Source organism: Alicyclobacillus sp. SO9 (assembly GCF_016406125.1).
In the GTDB taxonomy this organism is placed as follows: Bacteria; Bacillota; Bacilli; order Alicyclobacillales; family Alicyclobacillaceae; genus SO9.
This window is the reverse complement of sequence record NZ_CP066339.1, coordinates 2,160,415-2,183,720: the sequence shown is the minus strand read 5'-3', so window position 1 is coordinate 2,183,720 and position 23,306 is coordinate 2,160,415. Positions and strand designations below refer to the sequence as shown.

At 49.2% G+C, this 23,306-nt stretch carries 17 protein-coding genes; 7 read left to right on the top strand and 10 right to left on the bottom strand.

Going from position 1 to position 23,306, the window contains the following annotated elements; all coding sequences use genetic code 11:
• Positions 1 to 109: 109 nt before the first annotated feature.
• From argH to GI364_RS09795, 4 genes are all read right to left on the bottom strand, one after another.
• Entirely contained in the window at positions 110 to 1,507 is a 1,398-nt protein-coding gene (gene argH / locus GI364_RS09810) for an argininosuccinate lyase (protein WP_198853407.1), read from the bottom strand.
• Positions 1,504 to 2,790, bottom strand: coding sequence for an argininosuccinate synthase (locus GI364_RS09805; RefSeq protein ID WP_198853406.1), 1,287 nt, complete (start codon positions 2,788 to 2,790; stop codon positions 1,504 to 1,506). The genes argH and GI364_RS09805 overlap by 4 nt, the downstream gene beginning before the upstream one ends.
• Positions 2,787 to 3,758 carry an ornithine carbamoyltransferase gene (gene argF / locus GI364_RS09800; protein ID WP_198853937.1) on the bottom strand — a complete coding sequence of 324 codons (972 nt, stop codon included), beginning with the start codon at positions 3,756 to 3,758 and terminating at the stop codon, positions 2,787 to 2,789. The genes GI364_RS09805 and argF overlap by 4 nt, the downstream gene beginning before the upstream one ends.
• A gap of 261 nt (positions 3,759 to 4,019) precedes the next feature.
• Positions 4,020 to 8,609, bottom strand: a complete 4,590-nt coding sequence (locus tag GI364_RS09795; RefSeq protein WP_233096085.1) for a glutamate synthase-related protein — start codon at positions 8,607 to 8,609, stop codon at positions 4,020 to 4,022.
• Positions 8,610 to 8,887: 278 nt separating this feature from the next.
• Here GI364_RS09795 and GI364_RS09790 point away from each other — a divergent pair, with 278 nt between their 5' ends.
• The gene (locus GI364_RS09790; RefSeq protein ID WP_198853404.1) at positions 8,888 to 9,340 is read left to right on the top strand and encodes an N-acetyltransferase; all 453 of its coding nucleotides are present in this window, start codon (positions 8,888 to 8,890) and stop codon (positions 9,338 to 9,340) included.
• Between the two features lie 39 nt (positions 9,341 to 9,379).
• Here the strand turns inward: GI364_RS09790 and GI364_RS09785 are convergent, their stop codons facing one another.
• The 3 genes from GI364_RS09785 to argC are packed head-to-tail and all read right to left on the bottom strand — an operon-like array spanning position 9,380 to position 12,433.
• Positions 9,380 to 10,543 (bottom strand): aspartate aminotransferase family protein, encoded by a 1,164-nt coding sequence (locus GI364_RS09785; RefSeq protein WP_233096084.1) that lies wholly within the window; start codon positions 10,541 to 10,543, stop codon positions 9,380 to 9,382.
• A gap of 4 nt (positions 10,544 to 10,547) precedes the next feature.
• Positions 10,548 to 11,351: an acetylglutamate kinase gene (gene argB, locus GI364_RS09780; protein WP_198853403.1), complete on the bottom strand. Its 804-nt coding sequence runs from the start codon at positions 11,349 to 11,351 to the stop codon at positions 10,548 to 10,550.
• 32 nt (positions 11,352 to 11,383) lie between these two features.
• Complete coding sequence (argC, locus tag GI364_RS09775; RefSeq protein WP_198853402.1) at positions 11,384 to 12,433, bottom strand: N-acetyl-gamma-glutamyl-phosphate reductase; 1,050 nt, start codon at positions 12,431 to 12,433, stop codon at positions 11,384 to 11,386.
• 171 nt (positions 12,434 to 12,604) lie between these two features.
• On the opposite strand from argC, the gene GI364_RS09770 reads away from it, so the two are divergent.
• Together GI364_RS09770 and GI364_RS09765 are read left to right on the top strand one after the other, a co-directional pair.
• The gene (locus tag GI364_RS09770) at positions 12,605 to 12,862 is read left to right on the top strand and encodes a hypothetical protein (protein WP_198854211.1); all 258 of its coding nucleotides are present in this window, start codon (positions 12,605 to 12,607) and stop codon (positions 12,860 to 12,862) included.
• Between the two features lie 276 nt (positions 12,863 to 13,138).
• Positions 13,139 to 13,567 (top strand): CoA-binding protein, encoded by a 429-nt coding sequence (locus tag GI364_RS09765; RefSeq protein ID WP_198853401.1) that lies wholly within the window; start codon positions 13,139 to 13,141, stop codon positions 13,565 to 13,567.
• Positions 13,568 to 14,138: 571 nt separating this feature from the next.
• Here GI364_RS09765 and GI364_RS09760 read toward each other — a convergent pair.
• The gene (locus tag GI364_RS09760) at positions 14,139 to 15,614 is read right to left on the bottom strand and encodes a potassium/proton antiporter (RefSeq protein ID WP_198853400.1); all 1,476 of its coding nucleotides are present in this window, start codon (positions 15,612 to 15,614) and stop codon (positions 14,139 to 14,141) included.
• Between the two features lie 463 nt (positions 15,615 to 16,077).
• Positions 16,078 to 16,563, bottom strand: a complete 486-nt coding sequence (locus GI364_RS09755; RefSeq protein ID WP_198853399.1) for a nitroreductase family protein — start codon at positions 16,561 to 16,563, stop codon at positions 16,078 to 16,080.
• Positions 16,564 to 16,902: 339 nt separating this feature from the next.
• On the opposite strand from GI364_RS09755, the gene GI364_RS09750 reads away from it, so the two are divergent.
• The 4 genes from GI364_RS09750 to GI364_RS09735 all read left to right on the top strand — a co-directional run bounded on the left by GI364_RS09750 (position 16,903) and on the right by GI364_RS09735 (position 21,247).
• Positions 16,903 to 18,399 carry an MDR family MFS transporter gene (locus GI364_RS09750; protein ID WP_233096083.1) on the top strand — a complete coding sequence of 499 codons (1,497 nt, stop codon included), beginning with the start codon at positions 16,903 to 16,905 and terminating at the stop codon, positions 18,397 to 18,399.
• 381 nt (positions 18,400 to 18,780) lie between these two features.
• Positions 18,781 to 19,326, top strand: coding sequence for a DoxX family protein (locus tag GI364_RS09745; RefSeq protein ID WP_198853398.1), 546 nt, complete (start codon positions 18,781 to 18,783; stop codon positions 19,324 to 19,326).
• Positions 19,327 to 19,568: 242 nt separating this feature from the next.
• Positions 19,569 to 20,066: an Lrp/AsnC family transcriptional regulator gene (locus GI364_RS09740; protein WP_198853397.1), complete on the top strand. Its 498-nt coding sequence runs from the start codon at positions 19,569 to 19,571 to the stop codon at positions 20,064 to 20,066.
• Between the two features lie 5 nt (positions 20,067 to 20,071).
• Positions 20,072 to 21,247, top strand: coding sequence for an aminotransferase class I/II-fold pyridoxal phosphate-dependent enzyme (locus GI364_RS09735; RefSeq protein ID WP_233096162.1), 1,176 nt, complete (start codon positions 20,072 to 20,074; stop codon positions 21,245 to 21,247).
• Between the two features lie 43 nt (positions 21,248 to 21,290).
• Here the strand turns inward: GI364_RS09735 and GI364_RS09730 are convergent, their stop codons facing one another.
• Entirely contained in the window at positions 21,291 to 23,195 is a 1,905-nt protein-coding gene (locus GI364_RS09730; RefSeq protein ID WP_198853396.1) for a glycosyl hydrolase family 18 protein, read from the bottom strand.
• Positions 23,196 to 23,306 lie beyond the last annotated feature (111 nt).

The window sequence follows — 23,306 nt, the reverse complement described above, 5'->3', positions numbered from 1 at the left end:
AACCTCACCGGTCAGAATAGGTTCTTCGCATTCTGACTGCCGAGGTCTAATCACGGGGTTCTATGGTAGTCTAGTGTACCTACTTTATTGCGGTAACGCAACAATATGCCTAAATTCCAATTGATTTGCTTCGTTGTGACCGCAGTGTGTCTTTTGCGTATTCGATTTGCTGTATCACAGCACTGGTCCCCGTTCCTCCACGGCTTTGTCGCGCATCCACGACGCGGCGAACTTCTATTGCCGCAAACACATCCTTATCAAACAGCGGAGAGCACGCCTTGTAATCAGCCAATGAGAGTCCTGCAAGGTTTGTCCCCTTTTCAATGGCTTGCATCACGAGTTGGCCTACGACGGCATGAGCTTCACGAAAAGGCATTTGTTTTTGGACCAGATAGTCAGCGACGTCCGTTGCATTGGAAAAATCCTGTCCAAAAACCTTTTTCAGACGGTGTGTCTGCACTGTGAATGAGTTCATCATTCCACGCACCAGTTCCAGTGCTGGAAGTAACGTGTCCAGTGTATCAAAAACGCCTTCCTTATCTTCCTGCATATCCTTGTTATACGCCAGCGGCAGACCCTTCAGCGTCGTGAGCAGGGCCATCAAATGTCCGTATACACGGCCAGTCTTACCGCGTATCACTTCGGGAACATCGGGATTCTTCTTCTGCGGCATCATACTTGACCCGGTGCAGTAAGCATCGGACAACTCGATGAATCCAAATTCCTCGCTCACCCACAGTATCAATTCCTCCGACATTCGAGACAGGTGCATCATGAGAATGCTTGCCGTGTTGAGAAACTCAATCAAATAATCCCTGTCCGAAACTGCATCCAGAGAGTTCTCATACAGGCCGGCAAAACCAAGGAGCTTTGCTGTATACTGCCTGTCAACAGCAAACGTGGTTCCAGCCAATGCTCCGGCACCCAAAGGGGACATATCTGTTCGCCGATGAACGTCCTCTAGTCGGTCAAAATCTCTCTGTAACATCCAAAAGTAAGCCAGGAGGTGGTGACTGAATAAAATCGGCTGAGCCCGTTGCAGATGAGTGTAGCCCGGAATGACAACGTCGAGATGTCTTTCCGACTGCTCCAGCAACACCTGCTGCAGGCGGCTCACTGCCGCCTGCAGCTCCTGTATCGATTCTTTCACAAACAAATGCATATCTAAGGCTACTTGGTCATTACGGCTTCTCCCCGTGTGCAGTTTCCCAGCAACTGGACCTATGCGCTCGTGAAGCAAGCGTTCCACATTCATATGAATATCTTCGTCTTCAACGCGCCATTCAATTTTGTCAGCTTCTACGTCGTGTCGTATCTCATTGAGGCCTGTCACCAGAAGATTCGCATCAACTTCCGCAATGATACCCGTAGTTCCCAGCATCTTGGCATGCGCGATGCTGCCGCGGATGTCGACTTCTGCAAGTCGCTTATCAAAGGCGATAGAAGCTGTGTACTGTTCTACCAACTCATTCGTATCTTGCGAAAATCGTCCTCCCCATAATTTCATGCATTGGGCCCCTCTACAGACCCCACCGATTCTTTCTCTGCGACAGATACACTTACACCGGGCAGTGTCTGGTCTGATTTAGCACCCAACTGGTTCTGAAGTCCTGCGTAAACCGTTGTCGGCATGCCCCACAAGCTGATAAAGCCCACAGCAGCCTGATGGTCAAAGGTGTCTCCTGCAGAGTACGTGGCCAAATCGTGGCGGTAGAGTGAGTACGGTGATTTACGACCGACAGTTTGTGCTTGCCCTTTGTAGAGCTTCACACGGACGTCTCCCGTCACGTTTTTCTGAGTCGTGTCTACAAATGCGTCAAAAGCTTCCTTTAATGGTGAGAACCAAAGTCCGTTGTAAATGAGTTTGTTGTACTCCAACTCTACAGTGGCTTTGTATTGAGCTACTTCCCGGGTCAATGTCAACGACTCCAGTTCGTTGTGGGCCTGCACTAACACTACGCCTGCCGGTGATTCATACACCTCACGAGATTTAATTCCGACCAAGCGGTTCTCAACACAGTCAATGCGACCGACGCCGTGTTTGCCGGCAATCTTGTTTAGCTTCGAAATCAGCTCACCGAGTTGAAGGACCTCACCATTGAGCGCCACCGGTACGCCTTCGTCAAAGGATACTTCAATGTACTCCGGTTCATCAGGAGCGTCCTTTGCTTCCGTGGTCCAAAGCCATGCGTCTGTTGGCGCTTCGGCCCATGGGTCTTCCAATACTCCGCACTCAATCGCGCGCCCCCATAAATTTGCGTCAATGCTGTATGGATTCTCCTTGGTCGCGGCAATTGGAATGTCGTGTTCCTTGGCGTAAGCAATCTCTTCATCACGCGTCCAACTCCACTGACGCACGGGTGCGACAACTTCCAAATCCGGATTGAGTGCTTTCACAGAGACTTCAAACCGAACCTGGTCATTCCCTTTGCCCGTACAGCCATGAGCTACAGCTGTGGCCCCCTCTTTAGCTGCTACTTCGACGAGTAGTTGTGAAATCAACGGACGGGACAATGCCGAAGCTAATGGATACTTTCCTTCATATAAGGCGTTTGCTTTCAGCGCAGGTGCCACAAACTCAGATGCGTACCGCTCCACTGCGTCGATACGGTAGGATTTCACTGCGCCTACTTCCAAAGCTTTTTGCTGCACAAAGTCCAAGTCTAAGCCTTCACCTACATCCACACACATCGCAATTACGTCATAACCGAAGTTTTCCTTCAACCAAGCTATTGCTACGGATGTATCCAAACCGCCGGAGTATGCCAACACCAATTTTTCTTTACTCACTCTGATTCCTCCCCAAAAACCTGCGTTTTGCTCATAGTTGCTGCAAGCACTGCTTTTTGCACGTGGAGCCGATTTTCGGCTTCATCAAAAATCACAGAATGTTCTCCGTCAATCACACCAGCTGTTACCTCTTCTCCGCGATGAGCGGGCAGGCAGTGCATAAACAAGTAGTCTGGGTGTGCATGTGAAACAAGTTCTTCGTTAACCTGATAATTTGCAAAGATATGCTGACGAAACTCTGCTTCCTCCTCATCCCCCATGCTGGTCCAGACATCAGTGTAGACAACGTCAGCCCCTTTGACTGCGCGTACGGCATCAGTGGTAACAAGAATTTGAGCCCGTTGACTTACGGCATCTTTTTTGGCAAACTCCACAATGTCATTGTCTGGTAAATACCCTGGCGGCGCTGCAACCCTGATGTTGATACCAAATTTAGGAGCAAGTTGCAGCCACGAATGCGCCATGTTGTTGCCGTCCCCGACAAATGCAACTGTCAATCCTTTAAGAGTGCCCTTGTATTCAAGCAGAGTCAGAATGTCGGCCAACACCTGACACGGATGATGCTCATTTGTAAGACCATTAATAACAGGAACGCTTGCAGAGTTCGCTAGCAACTCCAAATCCGTATGAGCGAAAGTACGAACCATCAATGCGTCTACATAGCGTGACATCACTTGAGCTGTATCCGAAAGAGGCTCACCTCTGCCTATTTGCGTAGCGCTGCTTGAGAGGAACAAAGCGTGCCCGCCTAATTGCAACATGCCGACTTCAAATGACATTCTCGTTCGAGTCGATGCCTTCTCAAAAATCATACCGAGGGTTTGCCCCTTGAGCAACGCATGTGGAAAACCGCTCTTCTGTGCCTCTTTGAGCAAGACAGATAACTTCAAAAGGGCTTCCACGTCTTCAACAGTTGCATCTGAATAATCTAGTAAATCACGTCCGTGCCACAAACGATGTGCCGCCATTAACGCTGTTTGCAGTCGAACTGACAAGTATCCTTGGCCCAGAGGTTCAATCCCTTCACCTAAACCAACTGGTGTGACTTCCTCTTTCCATGCGTACACGCAGGTCGCCTCCCGCTTCAACTTGATGAATGCTTATCAAGAACTTATGAATTATTATACATGAATATGTATAATCATCAAGTGGCAATCGGAATTTATGCAAAAAAAACAGCGGTGCCAAGCACCGCGGCTCTGTATCCATCTTCCGTCCGAAATTGAACCCTATTCTGTGGCTATCGTCTGGTCCGTAATGTCTTCTCCAGGACGAATGGCACGGAAGTGTTCGCCTGGACTCTCCAACAATTTTTGGACTTTGTCTGCTTCTTCTAATTGTCCGCTTCTGCGAAGTTCTTTCTGATATGCACTGAGCAATTCAATGACGTCTGCTTCTCCCTCATCATCCAGAGGTTGCATAGAGACCTTTGCACCCTTCGCAATCCTGCGTCTTAAGGCTTCTTCAGTCAAGCCCCTTTCACGCTGAACGCGGAGATAAACCGATCCGCCCGTCATACCGGCGCAAATCCAAGGCCCTGGGTCTCCTAAAACCACAGCACGGCCCGAGGTCATATACTCGAAGGCAAAGCCTTTCAGGTTCGATCTCGTTCCAATACTGGCCCCCGTCTCACCTACCGGCGCCTTGGCTTCACCACCGAAGACGATATCGGCTCCCGACAGTCGGATGCACGCTCTCGCATCTGCATTGCCTTGAACAAGGAACAGTCCGTGTTGTGCACCATAGGCAATACATTTGCCGACCGAACCCCCAATCCATCTTCCGTCAGGAGTGCGGTGCTTCAATACGACAATTTTGCCGCCGTACGCTGTCTTCCCAACACCGTCCTGTGCACCACCCAACGCTGCGGAATGCATGCCCACCGAGTGGTAGGATGCAAAACCATTGCCAGCGACGAACGGGTGCCGCAGAACGTACTTGCCGATGCTCCCCTTTTCACGCACATGCGCCCCTGATTCCCATGTTCCCAGAGTGCGCTTTGGGGTGTAGACCGTTGACAGGGAGTGATTGTCTTCTCCCTGCTTTGATTTGTAGGAGTGCGAATAGACTTTGCGCAGGGTTGCGTCTGCGGCTGCGGAGACTGCATTTCCTTCTGTTCCTGCCGCCATGGCGACATCACTTGACACTTGATTCAGCCCGTACTCTTCAACCCAGTCTCTGTAAGAAATCATTGTACCTTGGCCTTTGAATCTTCGGTTTACGCGTGTCAACTCTGTCAGGTCTATAGAATTTTGAAGCGTAAACTGCTCCAACAAATCGCTGCGTCCGACCAGGTCCTGTGTCCTCTGTGCACCGAGTGCCGCCGTCAGCCGTGCTACTTCCTCGCCAATGTCAGTAAAGAATTTTGACAAATGACGAACGGCTGCTTCAAACTCCCGTGGTTGGAATGACTTTACACCCTTTTCCAAAGCTTCTGCCATATCGTTCATTTGGGTTGCAATCCCTACGTGACACGTGTCTTTATGACAGGCTCGGCAAGATGTGCAACCAATGGCCACCATTGCCATGGTTCCAAACCCAACGCGGTTTGCTCCGAGTAAAATGGCCTTCATCACGTCCGTGCCCGATTTCATCCCACCGTCCGCCCAGACTTCTGCAACATCACGGAGTCCGGCCTCAGACAATGCCTCGTGAACACGTTTGACACCAATTTCAATGGGCAGTCCCACATGTCTTAAAGCATGGGCTCGGGCTGCACCCGTTCCACCATCAAAACCGCTTAGATTGACGACGTCTGCTCCCGCTTTGACAATCCCAACGGCGATAGTTCCAATGTTAGGTACCACAGGTACCTTGACTGCTACCTTTGCCTCAGGATTGACCGTGTGCAATTCCTGTATCACTTGTGCTAAGTCCTCAATTGAATAAATGTCATGATTATTGGAGGGTGAAATCAAGTCAACTCCCGGAGAAGCATTTCGTGCATTCGCAACTTGAACTGTTACTTTGCTCCCAGGGAGGTGTCCTCCTTCACCCGGCTTTGCACCTTGCCCAATTTTGATTTCAAGTACATATGCGTGATTACACAGCTCTGCATTTGCACCAAATCTCCCTGAGGCAATCTGACGTCCGCGATGATTCGGATACTTCGTCAGAATATCCTTAATTTCTCCGCCTTCACCATTCATCGCAACAATGTTTGCACGATACGCAGCCTCTGCATAGGCGCGGTACGCTGTTTCGTTCTGCGAGCCAAACGACATGGAACTGATAACCAGCGGATACTTGTGTTTATCGATGCCTGTATCCACAATAACCGATTTGGGCTCAACCACTTTTGCTGTCGGAAACTTCAATCGAAGTGCATGGCGAAGGCTGATGGGATTATCTGACTCAAACTTGCTTAAGCGCTCTTGATAGGAAGCGTAGTCCAACTCACCCTGCGCTACAGTACCCGCCGCTTTCCAGATACGAGGGTACATCTGAAACAGCTTCAGTTTCCTCAGAGTGCGCTCGTCTGCAGTTTCATACAGCTCCTGCCGAGCTTTTGCCCCATCTTCCATGTCTTGATAGCCGTAGCCGCTGACCTCGTTGGAACAAAAGTTCGGGATGCCAAGAATATCAGCAATATTTGAAGCAAGACCGACTCCCCCAAACAAGCGCTCATAGCCGCGTAATTCGTGGATTCCCAAGGTAGAAAGGACTTTTTCAATCCCCTTCGTCAGGGCTTTGTACAGGTTTGTTAACGCCTGGATACCGCCCTTATCTGCCGCAATCTCCCACATCAAGTACGGATTCACCGCATCTGCACCAAGTCCGACTGCAGTCATAATGTCATGCAGATTGCGTAACCCGGCACTGCGTAAAAGAATGCTGGTGCGGCGGCGGAGGTACTCACCGCCGTTTTTGGAAGCAGACCTCAGCAAAGATTTGTGGACAGCCGCCGTGACAAGAAACGGATCGATGTGACTGCCCCTGCGGAACTGCAGGCGGTCATCCAGAACAATCATTTGTGCACCTGCCTGAACTGCTTCGAGCGCTTCAAGAGCGAAACGCTCCACCGCAGCCTCAACGCCCTCACCCTGTTCACGGTGAATCAGAATTTCCACAGTTCCGTTTCTGTTGGTATGCAACGCTGTCAAGGCATCCTCGTAAGTTAACGTTCCATTCCTATGAGCCAGTGTTCGAATTTCATCAGATTCAATCTCGTAGCGAGATGGCAATTCTTCGAAGACAAGCGGAGACTGCAGCTCGATGCGCGTCGCAAATTTCGGATATTCACCAGAAAACGAAGGCCGGCGCCCGAGCAGTGTCCGGGTACTGAAATGCTCGATTTCACGCTCTCTGTCGATTGCTGGATTGGTTACAACTGCCACTGTTTCCTGAAGGAAATCGGACAGCAACCTCGGGTCCTTATGCAAGGCTGGCAAAGGACCGTCATAGCCCAAGGATTTAATTGGTTCTGCGCCAGTTTGAATTTCAAAATCCATCCATTTCAAGTGGTCATCCTGCCACCCGAACGCTGCCATCTTCCTGGCCATGGGCGTGTTGTCCTCATAAAGCTGCGAAACACTTGTACGGTCCTGATAAGGACTGCGAAAGCGAATGGTCTTACGTTCACCTGTGAACTTGTAGCGTTGGCTTGAACGCTCCAGTACGCGTTGCTGAAGTTCTTCATAAGGCACTAAACGGGCAGCTTGAGTCATGGATACCCCAACTTTTTCTCCTGGAGCTAACGGTCGCGGTTCCTCCGTCCACTCATCCGCAGGAACAATGCCTTGCTCCGAACTAAAGACATATGAATCACCTGTTTCGACCAGCCACAGCGGCCTCAGTCCGAGTGCGTCCACGGAAAAAACAGCCTCGGTTCCGTAGCGCATCATCATGCCTGCCGGTCCTTGACTGAAAGGCCCCCACAGAGCTCTGAAGTACATGTACATATCTGAAAGCTGTGCATCCATCTGCTTAATTTCATTTAAAATTGGCGGCTGTAAAAGTTCGGCGGTCTCGAACAGGCTCCAACCCTTTTCAGCAACGAAGTTATGCAATACGCTGTCTACCATTTGTGAATCGCTGAACTCAGCGTCAACGGGAATGTTCGTCATGCCCGCTTCCTCATAAAAGCGAGCAATTGTGTTGATTTCGCCGTTGTGTCCCAACAAGGCAAAGGGCTGCACACGTTTAAATGTAGTTCCGGTATTCGTTGAGTACCGAGTGTGCGCCAGCGCGGACGAGGATGAAAAATCGGGATGGGAAAAATCCTTGAAGTATGCTTCGAGCGTACTTCCATCTCCGACAACCTTATAAACTACACTGTGATGGTTCAGAGAAACTACATGTACCCCTGCTATGGTTTCGAGATCGATGGTCAATCGGTACAATACATCCGTTTCCTCTGACGGAGTCAGTCCCGCTACTTGTAAGAAGAAGGGGTCTTCCCGACTGGCCAAGGGACCGAGCGCCGCTCGATTGACATTATCGGTTGCAACCGACAGGACACTGACTCCAAATTGTTCCAGTCTGTTTTGAATGATGTACTGCAGACTTCCCGCATGGTCTCTGTCCAGAAAAAAGTGTCCAATAAAGAAACGCTTATCCTTTCTTACATCGATGTCATGTCCAACGGCCCGAAGCCGAGCCTCCCACATCGACACAGGAATATCCAGCAACAGGCCGCATCCGTCACCCTCACCGTTAATGAAACCTCCGCGGTGACGCAGTGCCTTTAGTGCATCAAGACCCATTTGTACTGTCTTGTAGGTAGGTACTCCAGATTTTTCAATGCGTGCAAAGATTCCGCACGCATCGTGCTCTCTCGTGACATTTGTGGTTACAGCGTTCAGGTCCAAGTGTGTCACTTCCTTTCATATACACTGTTTTCATAGACCTTTTAAATTCAATATTCAACGAAATTGAACAGGAATGCGCCAAGACATCGTTTCGACTTGTCACCCAAGCATGATTTCTTCGTCCTTCCGCACGATTCGTTATAATGTATTAATATACAATATAACGAACTAAAATGCGATATCCATTGCATAAACACGCGAATGCATGTTATAAATATTCAAGCAGGAACCTAACGGATTACCTCTTTTGTAGAGGGGCTCATCGGAAAATTGGAGGAGAATCACTCATGCAAATCCGCATGGCATCGACTGCGGACGTTCCCCATATGCAGGAATTAATCATGGCTTACGCAAAACAGGGACTTATGCTACCTCGCACAGAAAAGTCTCTGTATGAGACACTTCAGTGTTTTTCCATTGCAGACGCAGATGGCGAAGTGTTGGGTACTGCAGGACTGCACATCCTCTGGAAAGACCTCGCAGAGGTGCGTTCCCTGGCAGTCAAACAAGGCATGCAGGGGCTTGGTCTGGGACGTCAGTTGGTTTCAGCCACTTTGGACCAAGCTCGGCAACTTGGAATTCGGCAGGTCTTATCTCTTACCTATCAGACACAATTCTTCGAAAAACTCGGATTCCAAGTTGTGGATAAGCAAACTCTGCCTCATAAAATCTGGACGGACTGCATTCACTGTAAGAAATTTCATCATTGTGATGAAGTTGCTATGATCTATTATACATGAATAGACAGAAAATTTAAAGTGACGCCGTGTCCCGATTTGTCAGCGAATTCGGCTCAAACGCTGAATCAACTCGTCCACATCCCTTTGGGATGCAATCAGGGGAGGCACAAATCTCACACGGTCTTTGCCTACGGCAGTCACAAGTACCCCTTCGCTCTGCGCCTTTGCCACATAGTCGGCTGCATCGTCAACAGTCATACCCAGCATCAGCCCAAGGCCCGTAACATTGCGCCCAATTTGCTCCAGCTGTTGCTTCAAATAGGCTCCGATTCTCTGTACATGCTCTAAAAAATCCGGTTGAGCAACCGTATCTACTACAGCTAAAGCAGCGGCCATTGCAATTGGATTTCCGCCAAATGTGGTCCCATGGCTGCCCGGGGTAAATGCTCTTGCAGTTTCTCCGGTCGCAAGCACGGCCCCCACTGGAATTCCATTCCCAAGTCCTTTAGCCAGTGTCACGATATCTGGTTTAATCCCCGCTTGCTCAGAACAAAGAAAACTGCCAGTTCTCCCGATGCCCGTTTGTACCTCATCGACAATCAGCAGCGCACCTGTTGCTCGGCAGCGCCGTTCTATTTCTCTCAAGAGCCCAGGGTCAACTGGGTGAACCCCTCCTTCTCCTTGGACGATTTCTACAATGCAAGCGGCTGTCTTGTCGTCAATTGCATCCGGTACGCCTTCTATCTCTGAAGGTGTCTCGCAATTTGGAACTAACGGTGTAAAACCTTCGTGATACTGTGGTTTTTTTGTAACTGAAAGTGCGCCCATGGTTCGTCCGTGAAACCCGCCCGGAAGCGACACCAGCTTTGTCTTGTCTTTGTGGCCATGCTGCCATTGAGCACGCCGTGCCAGTTTTAATGCTGCCTCATTGGCTTCTGTGCCAGTGTTGCAATAAAAGGCAGCATCGAACCCCGTAAGCGAACACAGGCGTTCAGCCAGTTCCGTTCGAAGCGGATGGCGAAATAGATTGGAGGAGTGGACCAGGGTCTGGGCCTGTTTCACAATGGCATCCGTTACAGCCGGATGTACATGACCAAGGCTGCAAACTGCAATCCCGGCTGTAAAATCGAGGTACCCGTTGCCTTTCGAGTCGTACAAATACATGCCGTCTCCGCGGACCAATTCAAGTTTTGGATAGCCGTAATTATTCATCAGCGGGTAACTGTTCATTTCCTTTTTATAGTCCGTTGTTGATTCCGTCATGTCCTCACTTCCTCCTTCGCGCATTGAGAATTCTCGTTCCCCCGGCAAAGGACCAAGTCCCCTGCTCGGATGTTAGGGCTGCACCCATCACAGTTTTTGCATTACTGCCGTTTACAACGTAAGCACTCTCTACGGAGCCGCCGAGCGCTCTTAGTACCGCTCGCACTTTTGGAATCATTCCCGAAGCAAATGCTCCTTTCTCTAGCCAACGCAGCAACTCCTGTGCATGAACATCTTCCAGCTTTTTTTGTTTGTCCCAATCATAGTAGATACCGTCCACATCCGTAAGGAAAATGAGCCTTTCAGCCTGCAGCGCTTTGGCAATCGAAGCTGCCGCCAAATCGGCGTTAATATTACAGAACCCTCCATCTTCCGCTCTTCCAACGGGTGCCACCACAGGGACTTCTCTATGCTGAAGCATTGCCGTCAGCTTATGTACATTCACTTCTTTGACATCTGCTGTCCGCTTTAGTTTAGGAAACAACATCCCTGTAATTACGCCGTCAGCTCCACAAACCCCATGTGCAGGAATACCGCCGTCTGCTAAGCTTCGTGTCAGTTCAGCATTTACTTGGCGGCACAGCACATCCTGAACAACATGTACGGCGTCAACTGATGTAACTCTTTGCCCGTCAAACCATGGCATTTCCAATCGTTGTTGCCGCAGCGCGTCAGATATACGCGGGCCTCCGCCGTGAACTAGAACAATACCCGCCCCATCCTCAAGCAGAGCGGTCATCGCTTCAGCCAGAACGTTCAAGTGCCCGCCTGCCAGAGAACCGCCGATTTTTACCACCACAGTCTGCACCACGTATGCCTCCCTCTGTTATGACTATCCACCTACGGATAAACCGGCAGCATCTCCAGGCCCTCGGTCTCTTTGAATCCCAACATCACGTTCATATTCTGTACCGCTTGCCCAGAAGCCCCTTTTTGGAGGTTATCAATCACCGAAAAAACCTGAAGCACACTGGTTCTCTTATCTACATGGAGGCCGATATGACATCGGTTTGAAGCCTGAACATGTTTGATTTCTGGAAACGTTCCGAACGAATGCACAGTGACGAAAGGGTCATTTTCGTAGACCGATTGATAGAGTTCAGAGACGTCGTCAAAACGCATGGCTGTGTCACTCAGGTGGATATATGCACTCGCATAAATTCCGCGGGGCATGGGCAGTAACTGCGTTGTGAGAAGTACAGAAGACTTCCACCCAAGATGCCGTTCGATTTCAGGGGTGTGCTGATGCTCACCCACTTTATAAGCATAAAAGTTATTGTTTAGTTCAGCATACAAGCCCGAGACACGAGGTTTCCTCCCAGCTCCTGTTACCCCAGATTTTGCATCCACAAGAATGGGGAGGTCTCTCCGTACAGCCTCCAGCTTCTGCAGAGGCTTAAGACCCATTAAAATCGCGGTCGCGTAGCAACCTGGATTCGCAACGAGTTTCGCTTCACGTATGTTATATCGATTCCATTCAGTCAGTCCATAGACAGCTGCTTTGAGCGCATCGTCCGGCAAGGGCCGTTGCTTGTACCATCGCTCATATTCTGCGGCAGACAGCCTTAAGTCTCCTGATAAATCGATGACTGGCATTCCCGCCTTCCACAATTCAGCAGCAATCTTACCAGATGTTCCTGAGGGCAGTGCGACGAATACCACGTCACAGCGTTTCATACACACGTCTAAATCAAACTCATCCATAAAAAGGTCATTATATCCAGGAAGATACGGTCGCAGCTGAGACCAAGATTGGTCTTCTGAATGGTTTCCGGCGATGTAACTTACTGTTGTACCCGTGTGGTGATGGAGAATTCGTACAAGTTCGGCTCCCGAATATCCACTTGCACCAACAATTCCGACTCTCACTCCGTGGACTAACTGGGTCATTTTCGCAACGACCTCACTTCAGTATTTTTATACATTATAACGTATATTCGCTAATTCCACGAATACCGCATATCATTCGCCGTTTCTGGATGATTTCAAATTCCGCTCATGTACGTGTCGTAAGACATTTGTCCCAACATTCAATAAGGTATCTTCAAAGGAGGGATTCTAGTGTACGGTACATTTGGAGGCTATACTCGTTGGGCCGTTGTGTTTCTCATCATTTTCGTGCTCTTTTTCCTCTTGGTTCCTGCCGGAATGGCTGGTCCGGCTGGAGGCGGCGGTGTTGCGGTAACGGGCTATCACCACGAATACGGCACCAGTATGGGACACGCGGCTGGTATGCATGGTCACGGATATGGTATGGGAAGCCATGGCTACGGCATGATGGGCCACGGCTATGAAGGAGAAAGCAGCAGCAGCAGCTAACCTCGATGGCTCACGCTGCAATCATCCGGGTGCTGTCCCCGGCAACCAACGACACCTGTCGCGGCACTCACAACTACACAAATTCAGCGTTCAGGCGACAGCACATGTGCTGTCGCCATACATATAACTCGTGCTTTTGCACCAGAATTTTATGAACTACCTGTAACGTTTTTTAGAGCAGACTCTCGCGACGCTACAGATGTGCTATGATTTCCCTACAATCTATTCGTACGCAATTGAATCGGTACAAACGACTTTTAAGGGAGTGTTTTTTGCATGTTTGAAAATCCGTCAAATGATGAGATTAAAGCGATTTTAAAACAAGCCAAAAGTATTGCCGTAGTGGGGCTCTCGGACAACCCTGACCGGGAGAGCTATGCTGTTGCACAAGAGATGCAGCGGCGCGGATATCGGATAGTTCCTGTCAACCCGAAGGTGGATTCCGTTCTTGGGATGCAGGCCTACGCATCTGTTCAAGATATTCCGTTTGCAGTTGATATTGTCGACGTCTTTCGAAGAAGTGAAGCGTTGACATCCGTCGTGAAGGATGTTCTTAAAACTTCCGCTCCGGTTATTTGGGCACAGCAGGGCGTGTTTGACGAAGACGCGGCGCAGTTGGCGAATGACAACAGAAGAACAATGATTATGGACCGCTGCATTATGGTTATGCATAGCCTCCTAGTCAAGTCTGAACAATCCCGCTAGACACCGGCACCAGTTTGTAAGGATACTTCACGAGCAAAGCGTCACCTCCTTTTCGCAGGATCATTCCTGCAAATTACAGTCTAAAAACGGGCGAATACCGCTACGCGGCACTCTTTCTTCTCATACTCTGTACCATCAAGACGAAAGGAGGAGTTAAGATGTACGGAGCCTTTGGCGGTTATACACAATGGGCCGTTGTATTCCTTATTATCTTCGTGCTCTTCTTCTTGTTAGTTCCCGGGTATGGAGCTGGTGCAGGGTACTAACGCCTGACAAAAGTTGGAGCAGCGATACGCAGAGACATTTAAAAGGAGGTTTTCCTTATGTACGGTGCATTCGGAGGTTATACCCGTTGGGCGGTTGTGTTTCTCATCATCTTCGTTCTGTTCATTCTGCTGGTTCCCTATAGCGTAACAACTTGTACGACAACCCCAGTTTACTAAATTAGAGACAAGATACTTCCTTCTCGGGCAGCCATACAAGACGGATACAGTCCCGCAGGCGCTCCATCCCCTGGAGTGCCTGCTTTTTATCGTTGGCTGTAGAAGTTGGCGCCGTGCCACTACAGCATCTATGGCAAGAACATCGATTCTCCTACAATTTCCTCTGCAAACAGCCTTTGCAGGTCTTCGACATGGCGTCTGTCAGAGAGAATGAGTAAGTTGTCGGACGACTTTAGACGGGTAGCCCCTCTCGGAACAATCACCTGATTGTCACGAACAAGAGCATAACACAATGTATTGGAAGGAAAGGGTACATCCACCATCTTTCGATGCAGCAAGCGCGAATCTTCGCTAATTTCGACGGGCAGTACAATGGCGTTTTCACGCGCAATCGCGACCAACTCCAACAGCCCCTCAGACGGTGACGGGTCCAGCAGATTCAATTTTTTCGCAAACGGCTTAACAGTGAAGCTTTGCACAAGGGTAGAGGCAATCACGACAAAAAACACAGCATTGAGCAAAATGTTTGGCATGTTCTCAGGCGGAACCACAGCACTTAGAACAAGCACAATTGGCACCGCTCCACGGAGTCCGGCCCACGACAAGAACAGCTTCTCTTTCCAATCAAACCCCATTTTGACTGTCGACAGAAAAACAGCAACGGGCCGTGCGACAAAGAGAGCGCCAACTGCCAACCCGATGCCCGGTAGCCAAATCCGATGGAGTTGAGTAAGGTCAAGCTGAAATCCAAGAACCACAAACATTAAGATATGCATGGTCCAGGCCAGCCCTTCATGAAAGCGCAGGATGCTGTGTCGGTGGTCTAATTTTCGGTTGCCCATGACAACTGATGCAACGTAGACTGATAAAAAGCCGCTTCCGTCAAAAAACACAGCCAGAACGTAGGACAACAGAGCGAACGACAACGATAGGGTCGGATACAGTCCCCCGGTGTCAAGCTTAATTCGCTGATTGAGCACAGAGGCCAAATACCCCACGCCAATTCCAACTACAAATCCGACCACCATCTGCAGCGTAAACGTTCCGACAACATAGCCAACGGCGTGCCACGGTGCCCCAATACCGTGAGCAAACCACTGCAAGAGAATTAATGTAAGAAAGAAAGCCATTGGATCGTTGGTACCGCTTTCCGCTTCAAGAACGTCAACCAGTTGTTTACGAAGAGCCTGACCCCCAAGCATCGCAAACACAGATGCTGCATCTGTTGAACTCACAGCGACACCCAGCAACGCAGCAGGGAACATGGACAAGTGCAGCAGGTAGTGAGCGAGCACTGCCATAATAAAAGCACTGATGAGCACCCCAAATGTGGCCAACGAAAACGCCGGCAGCAGTGCCTTCATCAGCCGCTTGCGAGAAGTGTGCAGGCCTCCCTCAAATAAAATCAGAATCAAAGCCATGTAGCCCAACGATTTGGCCAACGACGGAGATACGGGCGGTGTTATCGCTAACCCCCCTGGTCCAAGGACCACTCCGATGGCAACAAATCCAATCAAAACCGGCAATCCAAGCCTGTCTCCTACTCGGGCAGCCCAAACACCCGCCAACAAAATAATGGACAAGAGAAATAGAAACGACTCCATTACTGTCCCCTCTCAGAGAATGGTAAAATACAGTGTCGGAAGTGAAACTCAACGGTCGATTCGACTAGCATGTCCTTTCTACATTGTAGCAAAACCCTATCCCCCGCTAATGGACACCCCATTTCTCCAATCAGGTTTTACAGTCTTCTGCGGAAAACACCATAAACTCTTCATTTCTTTGTAATACAAATGCAACATAGTGGTATTACTATATGGGTACATCACATTTGACCCCCTTATCAAATAAATTTACGATGTATTGGCACCGGTTCGGTGCCTTTTCTCTTTCTAACACGGGCCGTGCGTGATGGACCAGTACAGAAACAGTCCATTAAACCGTAGCTGTTCACATCCCGTTCAACTTGCCAAAATAAGAAAGCAGCCATTAGAATGCGTCTCAGTGAGACCACCTCCAATGACTGCTTCAGAAAAAGAACGACGAGACTGCCGCCGCGTTATTCCCTCAGGGTAAATTACGAACCTTATCTGCCATAGGTTGACGCAGCTTTGGCTCTGGTACTTCTCTTGGATACCCGATTCCAAAGACCCCCAGCACCTCATGGCCAGTTGGAACCTCTAGTATCTCTCTATTTTGTGGCTGTGACCCCAGAGAAGCCCACCGCGCTCCAACACCGTCATTGTACGCCAACAGAAGAAAGTTCTGAATAAAGCATGCTGTAGTAATAGTATTTTCAAAATGCTCTTTCTCATTACTGCCGGGCTTTGACAACACGGCAAGCACTACAGGAGCTCCGCCAAAATCTGCTTTGTGATTCAGTTTTGCGCGCGTCTCTGGTCCGACAAAAACCACTTCCCACGGCTCCGTCATTTTATGATTCGGTGCCATTTTGGCAGCTTCAAACCACGTCATCAACTGCTCGCGAGAGACCGGCTCAGATGTAAAGGTTTTTATGTTTCTGCGAGTTCTTACAAGGGTGTCTATGTCCATAACAGTGTCACCAACCCTTTCTTCTTTAAGATAATCAGTCACAGTTTCCTTACGTTAAATATGCAACGTCAAATATAAGTCAAATACATACCTTCGAACAAGCTTTTTTTCAGCAATACAGAGCCGCCAATTTCTAATTCGAGTGGAACATTGACAAAGTACTATCGACAGTCAGCAATTGAGCGATATAATGTTTGAGTGCCATTTTCGTGGTGCTATTCTTGGTTCGACTTTTCGTGCCATCTTCGTGCCATCTTCGTGCCATCATAGAAAAGACGGTCTCAACCTTATTTTCATAGGTACAGTTTAATCTAAGCAGAAACGGAGGAATGCAGCAACATGAGTCACCTTACAAACCGGCGTATGGTCACCATCGCTATGATGGTTGCCGTGCTGTTGGTCGCCATAGACGTGACGGTTGTGAGTACGGCCATGCCGCGAATTGTCGCGGATTTAAGCGGCATCAATTTATTTAGCTGGGTTTTTGCAATTTATACATTGACCACATCCGTTACAACCCCCATTTATGGAAAACTGGCTGACCTGTATGGACGAAAAATTGTCTTTACGGTGGGCGTGATTATTTTTTTAGTGGGGTCCATGCTCTCCGGATTATCGCAGACCATGATGCAGTTGATTTTCTTCAGGGCGCTTCAGGGTATCGGTGCCGGTGCGGTGATGCCAATTACGTTTACGATTATTGGCGACTTGTTTTCAGGCGAAGAACGCGGAAGAATGCAAGGGCTATTCAGTTCGGTTTGGGGGATTGCTGGAATCTTAGGACCGTTACTCGGCGGTTTCTTTGTTGACTATGGTTCGTGGCGATGGATCTTTTACATCAATGTGCCGATTGGCATTATTTCATTGACACTGGTGTGGATGTATCTTCATGAAACCTTCGAGCGTCGGCAACACAAAGTGGATTACCTTGGAGCTGCACTGTTTACAGTGTCCATTTCGTCCCTTCTGTACGCATTGCTTAACGGCGGAAAACCGCACTACGCGTGGACATCACCCACAGTCTTCGGTTTATTTGCAGCAGCCGTGCTGGGCTTGATTTTGTTCTTTGTTGTGGAGAGCAGAGCGCGAGAACCAATTCTCCCGTTGTCGCTGTTTAAGATGCGTATTATCGCAGTTTCGAATTTGGCAAGCTTCCTGGCAAGCGCAGTCCTGATTGCCACTCAGGTCTATCTTCCCATGTGGATTCAATCTATTTTGGGTCATAGTGCCACAAGTTCCGGCCTTACGTTAATGCCGATGTCCATCGGTTGGCCCTTGGCGGCAACCATAGGCGGGCGTTTAATGTATAAGGCTGGATCCAAACTTACGGCTGTCTTAGGCGGCGTGCTCATCACAGTGGGCTGCCTGTGGCTGGCAACCATGGGTGTGGCGGCTCCCTATTGGTACCTAATTGCCATCATGGTAATTATTGGACTTGGCATGGGATTCTCTATGACCCCGTTCACCGTTCTCATTCAGGCTTCCGTGCCATGGCGTATGCGAGGCGCTGCAACGGCTTCCAACACGTTTATGAGGACGTTGGGACAAACTATGGGCGTGGCCATCTATGGAACATGGTTTAATCATTCCGTGAGCCATTTTGTGAAAGCCCAGTTTGGCGCTGCCGGTCCTCCGAAACAGTTCGACAGACTGCTTAGCCCGGGAGCTGTGCATGTGCACGTTTCAACCAGCGTGATTCACGAAGTGCAAGGTATTCTGTCACATTCGCTGCATACGGTGTTTCTGGTGGTCGGTGTGACGGCCATTATGACGCTAGCCTCCATTCTGCTCCTTCCGTTGCACAAAACAGTGATGCAACAACAAGTGCAAGAGTAATGTAAGCCTGCACCATGTGTCCCTCGACGCTGCGAGGGGCACAACGGGTGCCCCAAACTTATGCCAAGTTACTTCTTATCACAATTTGACCCATTCGTACAATGAGTGAGAACAGTTACTAGACCACATACGCAATACGAACTAGTCCACCGGTAAAACCTTTTGCACAGCAACTGGTAGAAACGAGTACATTCATCGCCCCCCTGTCCCTCAAATGAACCTGGACCGATGTCATCCCTTGTTGAATAAGTACTTAGTTCACTTTGAATCGCAGAACAGTCCGTCTTGGTCTGCTATCTTCACGGAATACGAATCATAATAGAGATACAGCAAGAGCTTACCAACTGTATCGTACTTAAGGAATACAGAGGAGATGGTCTTATGTTCTTTACTAATTTTCTCCGCAAAAATGTCTGGGCAGCCGCCGTTCTAACGGTTCTTCGGGTATATGTCGGCTGGCACTTTCTCACAGCCGGATGGGATAAACTTACTGGGGGATTTTCCGCAAACGGCTTTCTCGCCAATGCTGTAAAGAATCCCGTCATGCAAGCACATAGCAAGACAGCGCTGCAATATCCCGTGTACCACTCATTTCTTCAGCACTTTGCGCTGCCAAACGCGGGTTTATTCAATTTTATCGTCCCCTGGGGTGAGTTTCTGGTTGGTATCGGCCTCATCACAGGTGTCTTGACAACTGCTGCAATGTTCTTCGGCCTGGTGATGAATTTCTCTTACATGATGGCAGGGGTCGTCTCGGTAAATCCCTTGCTGGTCCTCCTTGGCATCTTTGTTATTGTTGCCGGGTTCAATGCAGGCAAATTTGGCGGAGACTACTGGGTCATTCCGTATGTACGAAAGGGCTGTGCCAGACTCTTTAAGCTTGAGGTAGAGCTGCCTGGATCAAACCGAAACAAAGCATCTCACTAAAGCATGCTTCGAGGTTCAGATAACTCTTTTGTTCACTCCTATCCCTCTTTTATTCTCTGACTAGGGACAGTGCCAAGCGCCGCTGGGCACTGTCTTTTGCTTTGGATAAATAAAAGCAAACCCAAAGCATCCTCTATCTGAGGTCGCCGCTCCGACCCCAAGCCGCTAACAAAATGGGTATCCACTTGGCTGGCAGATGAAGTATACTGGTTTGCAAAGAACATCTAAGGAGGCGCAAGCGATTGCTATCTGATGACCAGCAACTTGAGATATTGCACTTATTGCACGAAAATTCCCGCATATCTGTGGATACCATAGCCAAAGTGTTGAACTCGACCCCTGAAGTAGTTGCGCAAACCATCTCCGAACTGGAAGAAAGTAATACAATTTCACGGTATTCAGCGGTGATAAATTGGGACAAGACTTCCCGACACCACGTCCTGGCTGTCATCGATGTTACCGTGACGCCGCAGCGCGATGTTGGATTCGATGCCATTGCGAAGCGGATCTACGAATATCCGGAAGTAAAAAGTATGAATCTGATGTCTGGAACTTATGACTTTCAGGTCACAGTTGAAGGGCGCAATCTGCATGAGGTTGCTCGATTCGTGTCTGAAAAACTTGCTACCATAGAAAACGTAAACTCCACTACGACACACTTTCTCTTGAAAACCTACAAGTTTGACGGATCCACATTTGACGACAGTGACGACGATAAGCGATTGGTGGTTTCTCCGTGACCAGCATGAAGAGCGCAACCAGCTTATATGATACCTTGTCCCCCATCGTTCGTAATCTTCCTCCCTCTGGTATTCGCCGTTTTTTCGACTTAGCCAACGATATGGAAGACGTGATTTCCTTGGGCGTAGGTGAACCAGACTTCGTCACACCTTGGCACGTGCGCGACTCGGCAATCTATGCGCTTGAACAGGGTCATACATCGTATACGTCAAACCGCGGCTTGTTTGAACTCAGAGAAGCCATTACTGAGTACTTAAAAAAATTCAATCTAGATTACAGCCCGGAAGACGAAATTTTGGTGACTATTGGGGGCAGTGAAGCCATCGATGTGGCTCTTCGTGCCGTAATTTCTCCCGGCGACGAAGTGCTTATTCCGGAACCAGCCTATGTATCCTACCGACCGTGCGCATTGCTGGCTGGCGCGCAGGTTACTGCAGTTGAGACGAAAACAGAAGACAATTTTCAGCTTACTGCAGATTTACTCGAAAATAGTATTTCATCCCGCACTAAAGCCGTGATATTGTCCTTCCCCAACAATCCAACAGGTGCCGTCATGTCTCGAGATAGACTCATCGACATTGCAAAAGTCATCAGGAAAAACAACATCTTTGTCATTTCAGATGAAATCTACGCCGAACTTACATACAGCGGTCACCACTGCAGTATCGCTTCGCTTCCCGGTATGCGAGAACGAACAATTGTCATCAACGGGATGTCAAAGGCTTTTGCCATGACCGGCTGGCGCCTGGGCTATGCGGCAGCACCGAAGGAAATTCTCGACGCCATGCTAAAGATTCACCAGTACACGATTCTCTGTGCGCCCGTAATGGTCCAAATGGCTGCCTTGGAAGCGCTGAAGAACGGACTCCCTGAAGTACACCGAATGGTTGAGAAGTATGACCAGAGAAGGCATCTGATAGTTGACGGGTTGCGTGAAATCGGGCTTCCCTGCCACAATCCCGGCGGGGCGTTTTACGCGTTCGCAGATATACGGGCGACGGGGCTGACGTCTGAAGAATTTGCTGAAGGGCTGCTTCGAGAAGCCAGAGTAGCAGTCGTGCCTGGTAACGTTTTCGGCAATGCGGGAGAAGGATTTGTCCGTTGTTCATATGCCACCTCTGTAGACAGACTTGAGACGGCCTTGGTTCGAATTGACTCCTATGTGAAGTCAATCCGCTGACAGAACCCGCCAAGTCTATCTCGAAGGCGTCAGCAAGTGCCTCTTACTTGTACTTGGCAAGTGCGTTCAACACGGCGTTGTCTTCTAGTCCCGCGCGCCACACCGCCACACCGCCTGCTCCGTAGGTCGACGCGAGATCTAGTTTGGCTGAGGTGCTTTTACCATTTTCGTAATACACAGTGTGGACATTCCCCTTACTATCTGTCCACTGAAACCATGGTGCTTCTGCAGACTTGTTCCATTGCGGCTGAATATGCCGTTTTTTCACAAATGAACTGACATTCTTCAGGCTGACAGCTGTGGTATGTTTACCGCTCCAGTCATAACCGTATGCATCAAGTCCTAAAACTACCTTCGAGGAAGGTATCTCGGATATGGTATACGCAAGTACCTGTTGCACCCAGGGAATCGGAGCAATGGGGCCCGCCGGTCCGCCGAAATAGGAGTAGTCATAGGCCATCACTACCACTTCATCTGCCGCTTGTCCTATCTTTGCCAAGTTATAAGCACCGTTCAATCCGGATTGCGATGCGCCTGTCAAAGCAGGAACTGCTACTTCAAGACGTTTCCCTTCGGCGTGTAAGGCAGCAGCCAAACTGGAGACGAACCGGCTGTAGGCTGCTTCATTACTGGGAGGAATAGATTCAAAATCGAGCATAACACCAGCGTAATCTTTGGACTGAACTAGCTTTAGCAATTGATTGTGCAATCGAGTGCGATTGACGGAGTTGCTGAGTACCGCTGTCATTTCAGTGGCGCTAAAACCCTTGGTGGTCAAGTTGGTGATCATTGCGTAAACGGAGTATCCAGCAGAACTTGCCTGGACAGTTGTCCCTGCCGGGGCTGCTCCAGTCAAATCTCCGGATGCATCAATCGTCCAGATGTCCTCTGCAAGCGCGTTATAGGATGAATGGTACCCCAAAGCATCCTTGAAATCAGCCGTATTTCCTGAATAGAAAGGAACAAAGGCCAATACTTGGCGGTGTCGATGGGTCGTCAGATTCAGGGGATGAACGGTACCCGATGGATTAGAGTTGCTGTTGCTGTCAGCAGCTATGCCTGTGTCCCCTGCCCCCGAGGACGCTTTCGCCACTGCCGCAATCGTGGACCCATTTCCGGAAGAGACATTCCAGCGCCACGAAGATACCGAAGCATCAAGGCCCAACTGGTGGAGCACCGTGTCCAGGCTGTACAGCGGAATGTAGTCGATGCTTCGCCAAGCGTAGCTGGGTACGTAAATTGCGCTTCCCTGTCCGAAGGCAATGACTTTGTCGTAAGAAGACTTTGGAACAGGTGTCAACTGAGGTGCTTTTGTAAGGGAAATGTGCATCTGGCGACCGTCCCATGAACTCTTTAACCCGGCTTGAGACAGAATGTGTGCTGCTGTTTGCGCTGGAATGTATGGGGCTTCATTATGATACACGTCCAGAAATCTGGCAGCCAACTTCCCATTCACTCTGACTTCTTGTTGACGAATCTGATTTCCTTTTAAGTCATAACTGTAGTGTTGACCCGTCTTCAACTTGACAGTGAATTTTCCTTTGGAAAATCTAGTTTTGTCGCCGCTTCTATTCAGAGCCTCAACAAGCCCTGCAGCGCGAATGTAGGACTGCCCTCGAAAGGATTTCGTGGTTGTGGACACGAGTGTTTTTTCGTCACCAATGCGTTTTAAAAAGGCTGCAGCCTGAGAACGGGACACAAACGTCTTCGCGTGCACCTGAAAGCCGTCTATGTGCTGAACGTTTTGACCATCGACCTCTACCGGCCTTGGCCCATTATCATAAGCCCGAAAAAACACAAAATAGACTGCTGCTGCAGCAAGAACCACGACAGTGCCGGCAACTAAAATCCAACGAACACTTCTTGGCCGTTTCGGCTTTCGTCTACGAGATAGATAATTGGCAGTGTCTTCTGTCTCAGCATGTGATGTCGTGTCAGTCCAACCCAAGCACATATCCTCCTGTTTTCCCTTGTTCTTCACTTCAGGTTTATAAATTACGCTCTTCAGGCGAGTTTGATAGATTCATAGATACGATACTGCTATTATAAACAAATCTCA

Coding starts and splice junctions, on each gene's coding strand:
- argH (WP_198853407.1), bottom strand. CDS start 1,507: ATGAAATTATGGGGAGGACGATTTTCGCAAGATACGAATGAGTTGGTA.
- argF (WP_198853937.1), bottom strand. CDS start 3,758: ATGGCGGCACATCGTTTGTGGCACGGACGTGATTTACTAGATTATTCA.
- GI364_RS09790 (WP_198853404.1), top strand. CDS start 8,888: ATGCAAATCCGCATGGCATCGACTGCGGACGTTCCCCATATGCAGGAA.
- GI364_RS09785 (WP_233096084.1), bottom strand. CDS start 10,543: ATGACGGAATCAACAACGGACTATAAAAAGGAAATGAACAGTTACCCG.
- argC (WP_198853402.1), bottom strand. CDS start 12,433: ATGACCCAGTTAGTCCACGGAGTGAGAGTCGGAATTGTTGGTGCAAGT.
- GI364_RS09765 (WP_198853401.1), top strand. CDS start 13,139: ATGTTTGAAAATCCGTCAAATGATGAGATTAAAGCGATTTTAAAACAA.
- GI364_RS09760 (WP_198853400.1), bottom strand. CDS start 15,614: ATGGAGTCGTTTCTATTTCTCTTGTCCATTATTTTGTTGGCGGGTGTT.
- GI364_RS09755 (WP_198853399.1), bottom strand. CDS start 16,563: ATGGACATAGACACCCTTGTAAGAACTCGCAGAAACATAAAAACCTTT.
- GI364_RS09750 (WP_233096083.1), top strand. CDS start 16,903: ATGAGTCACCTTACAAACCGGCGTATGGTCACCATCGCTATGATGGTT.
- GI364_RS09745 (WP_198853398.1), top strand. CDS start 18,781: ATGTTCTTTACTAATTTTCTCCGCAAAAATGTCTGGGCAGCCGCCGTT.
- GI364_RS09735 (WP_233096162.1), top strand. CDS start 20,072: ATGAAGAGCGCAACCAGCTTATATGATACCTTGTCCCCCATCGTTCGT.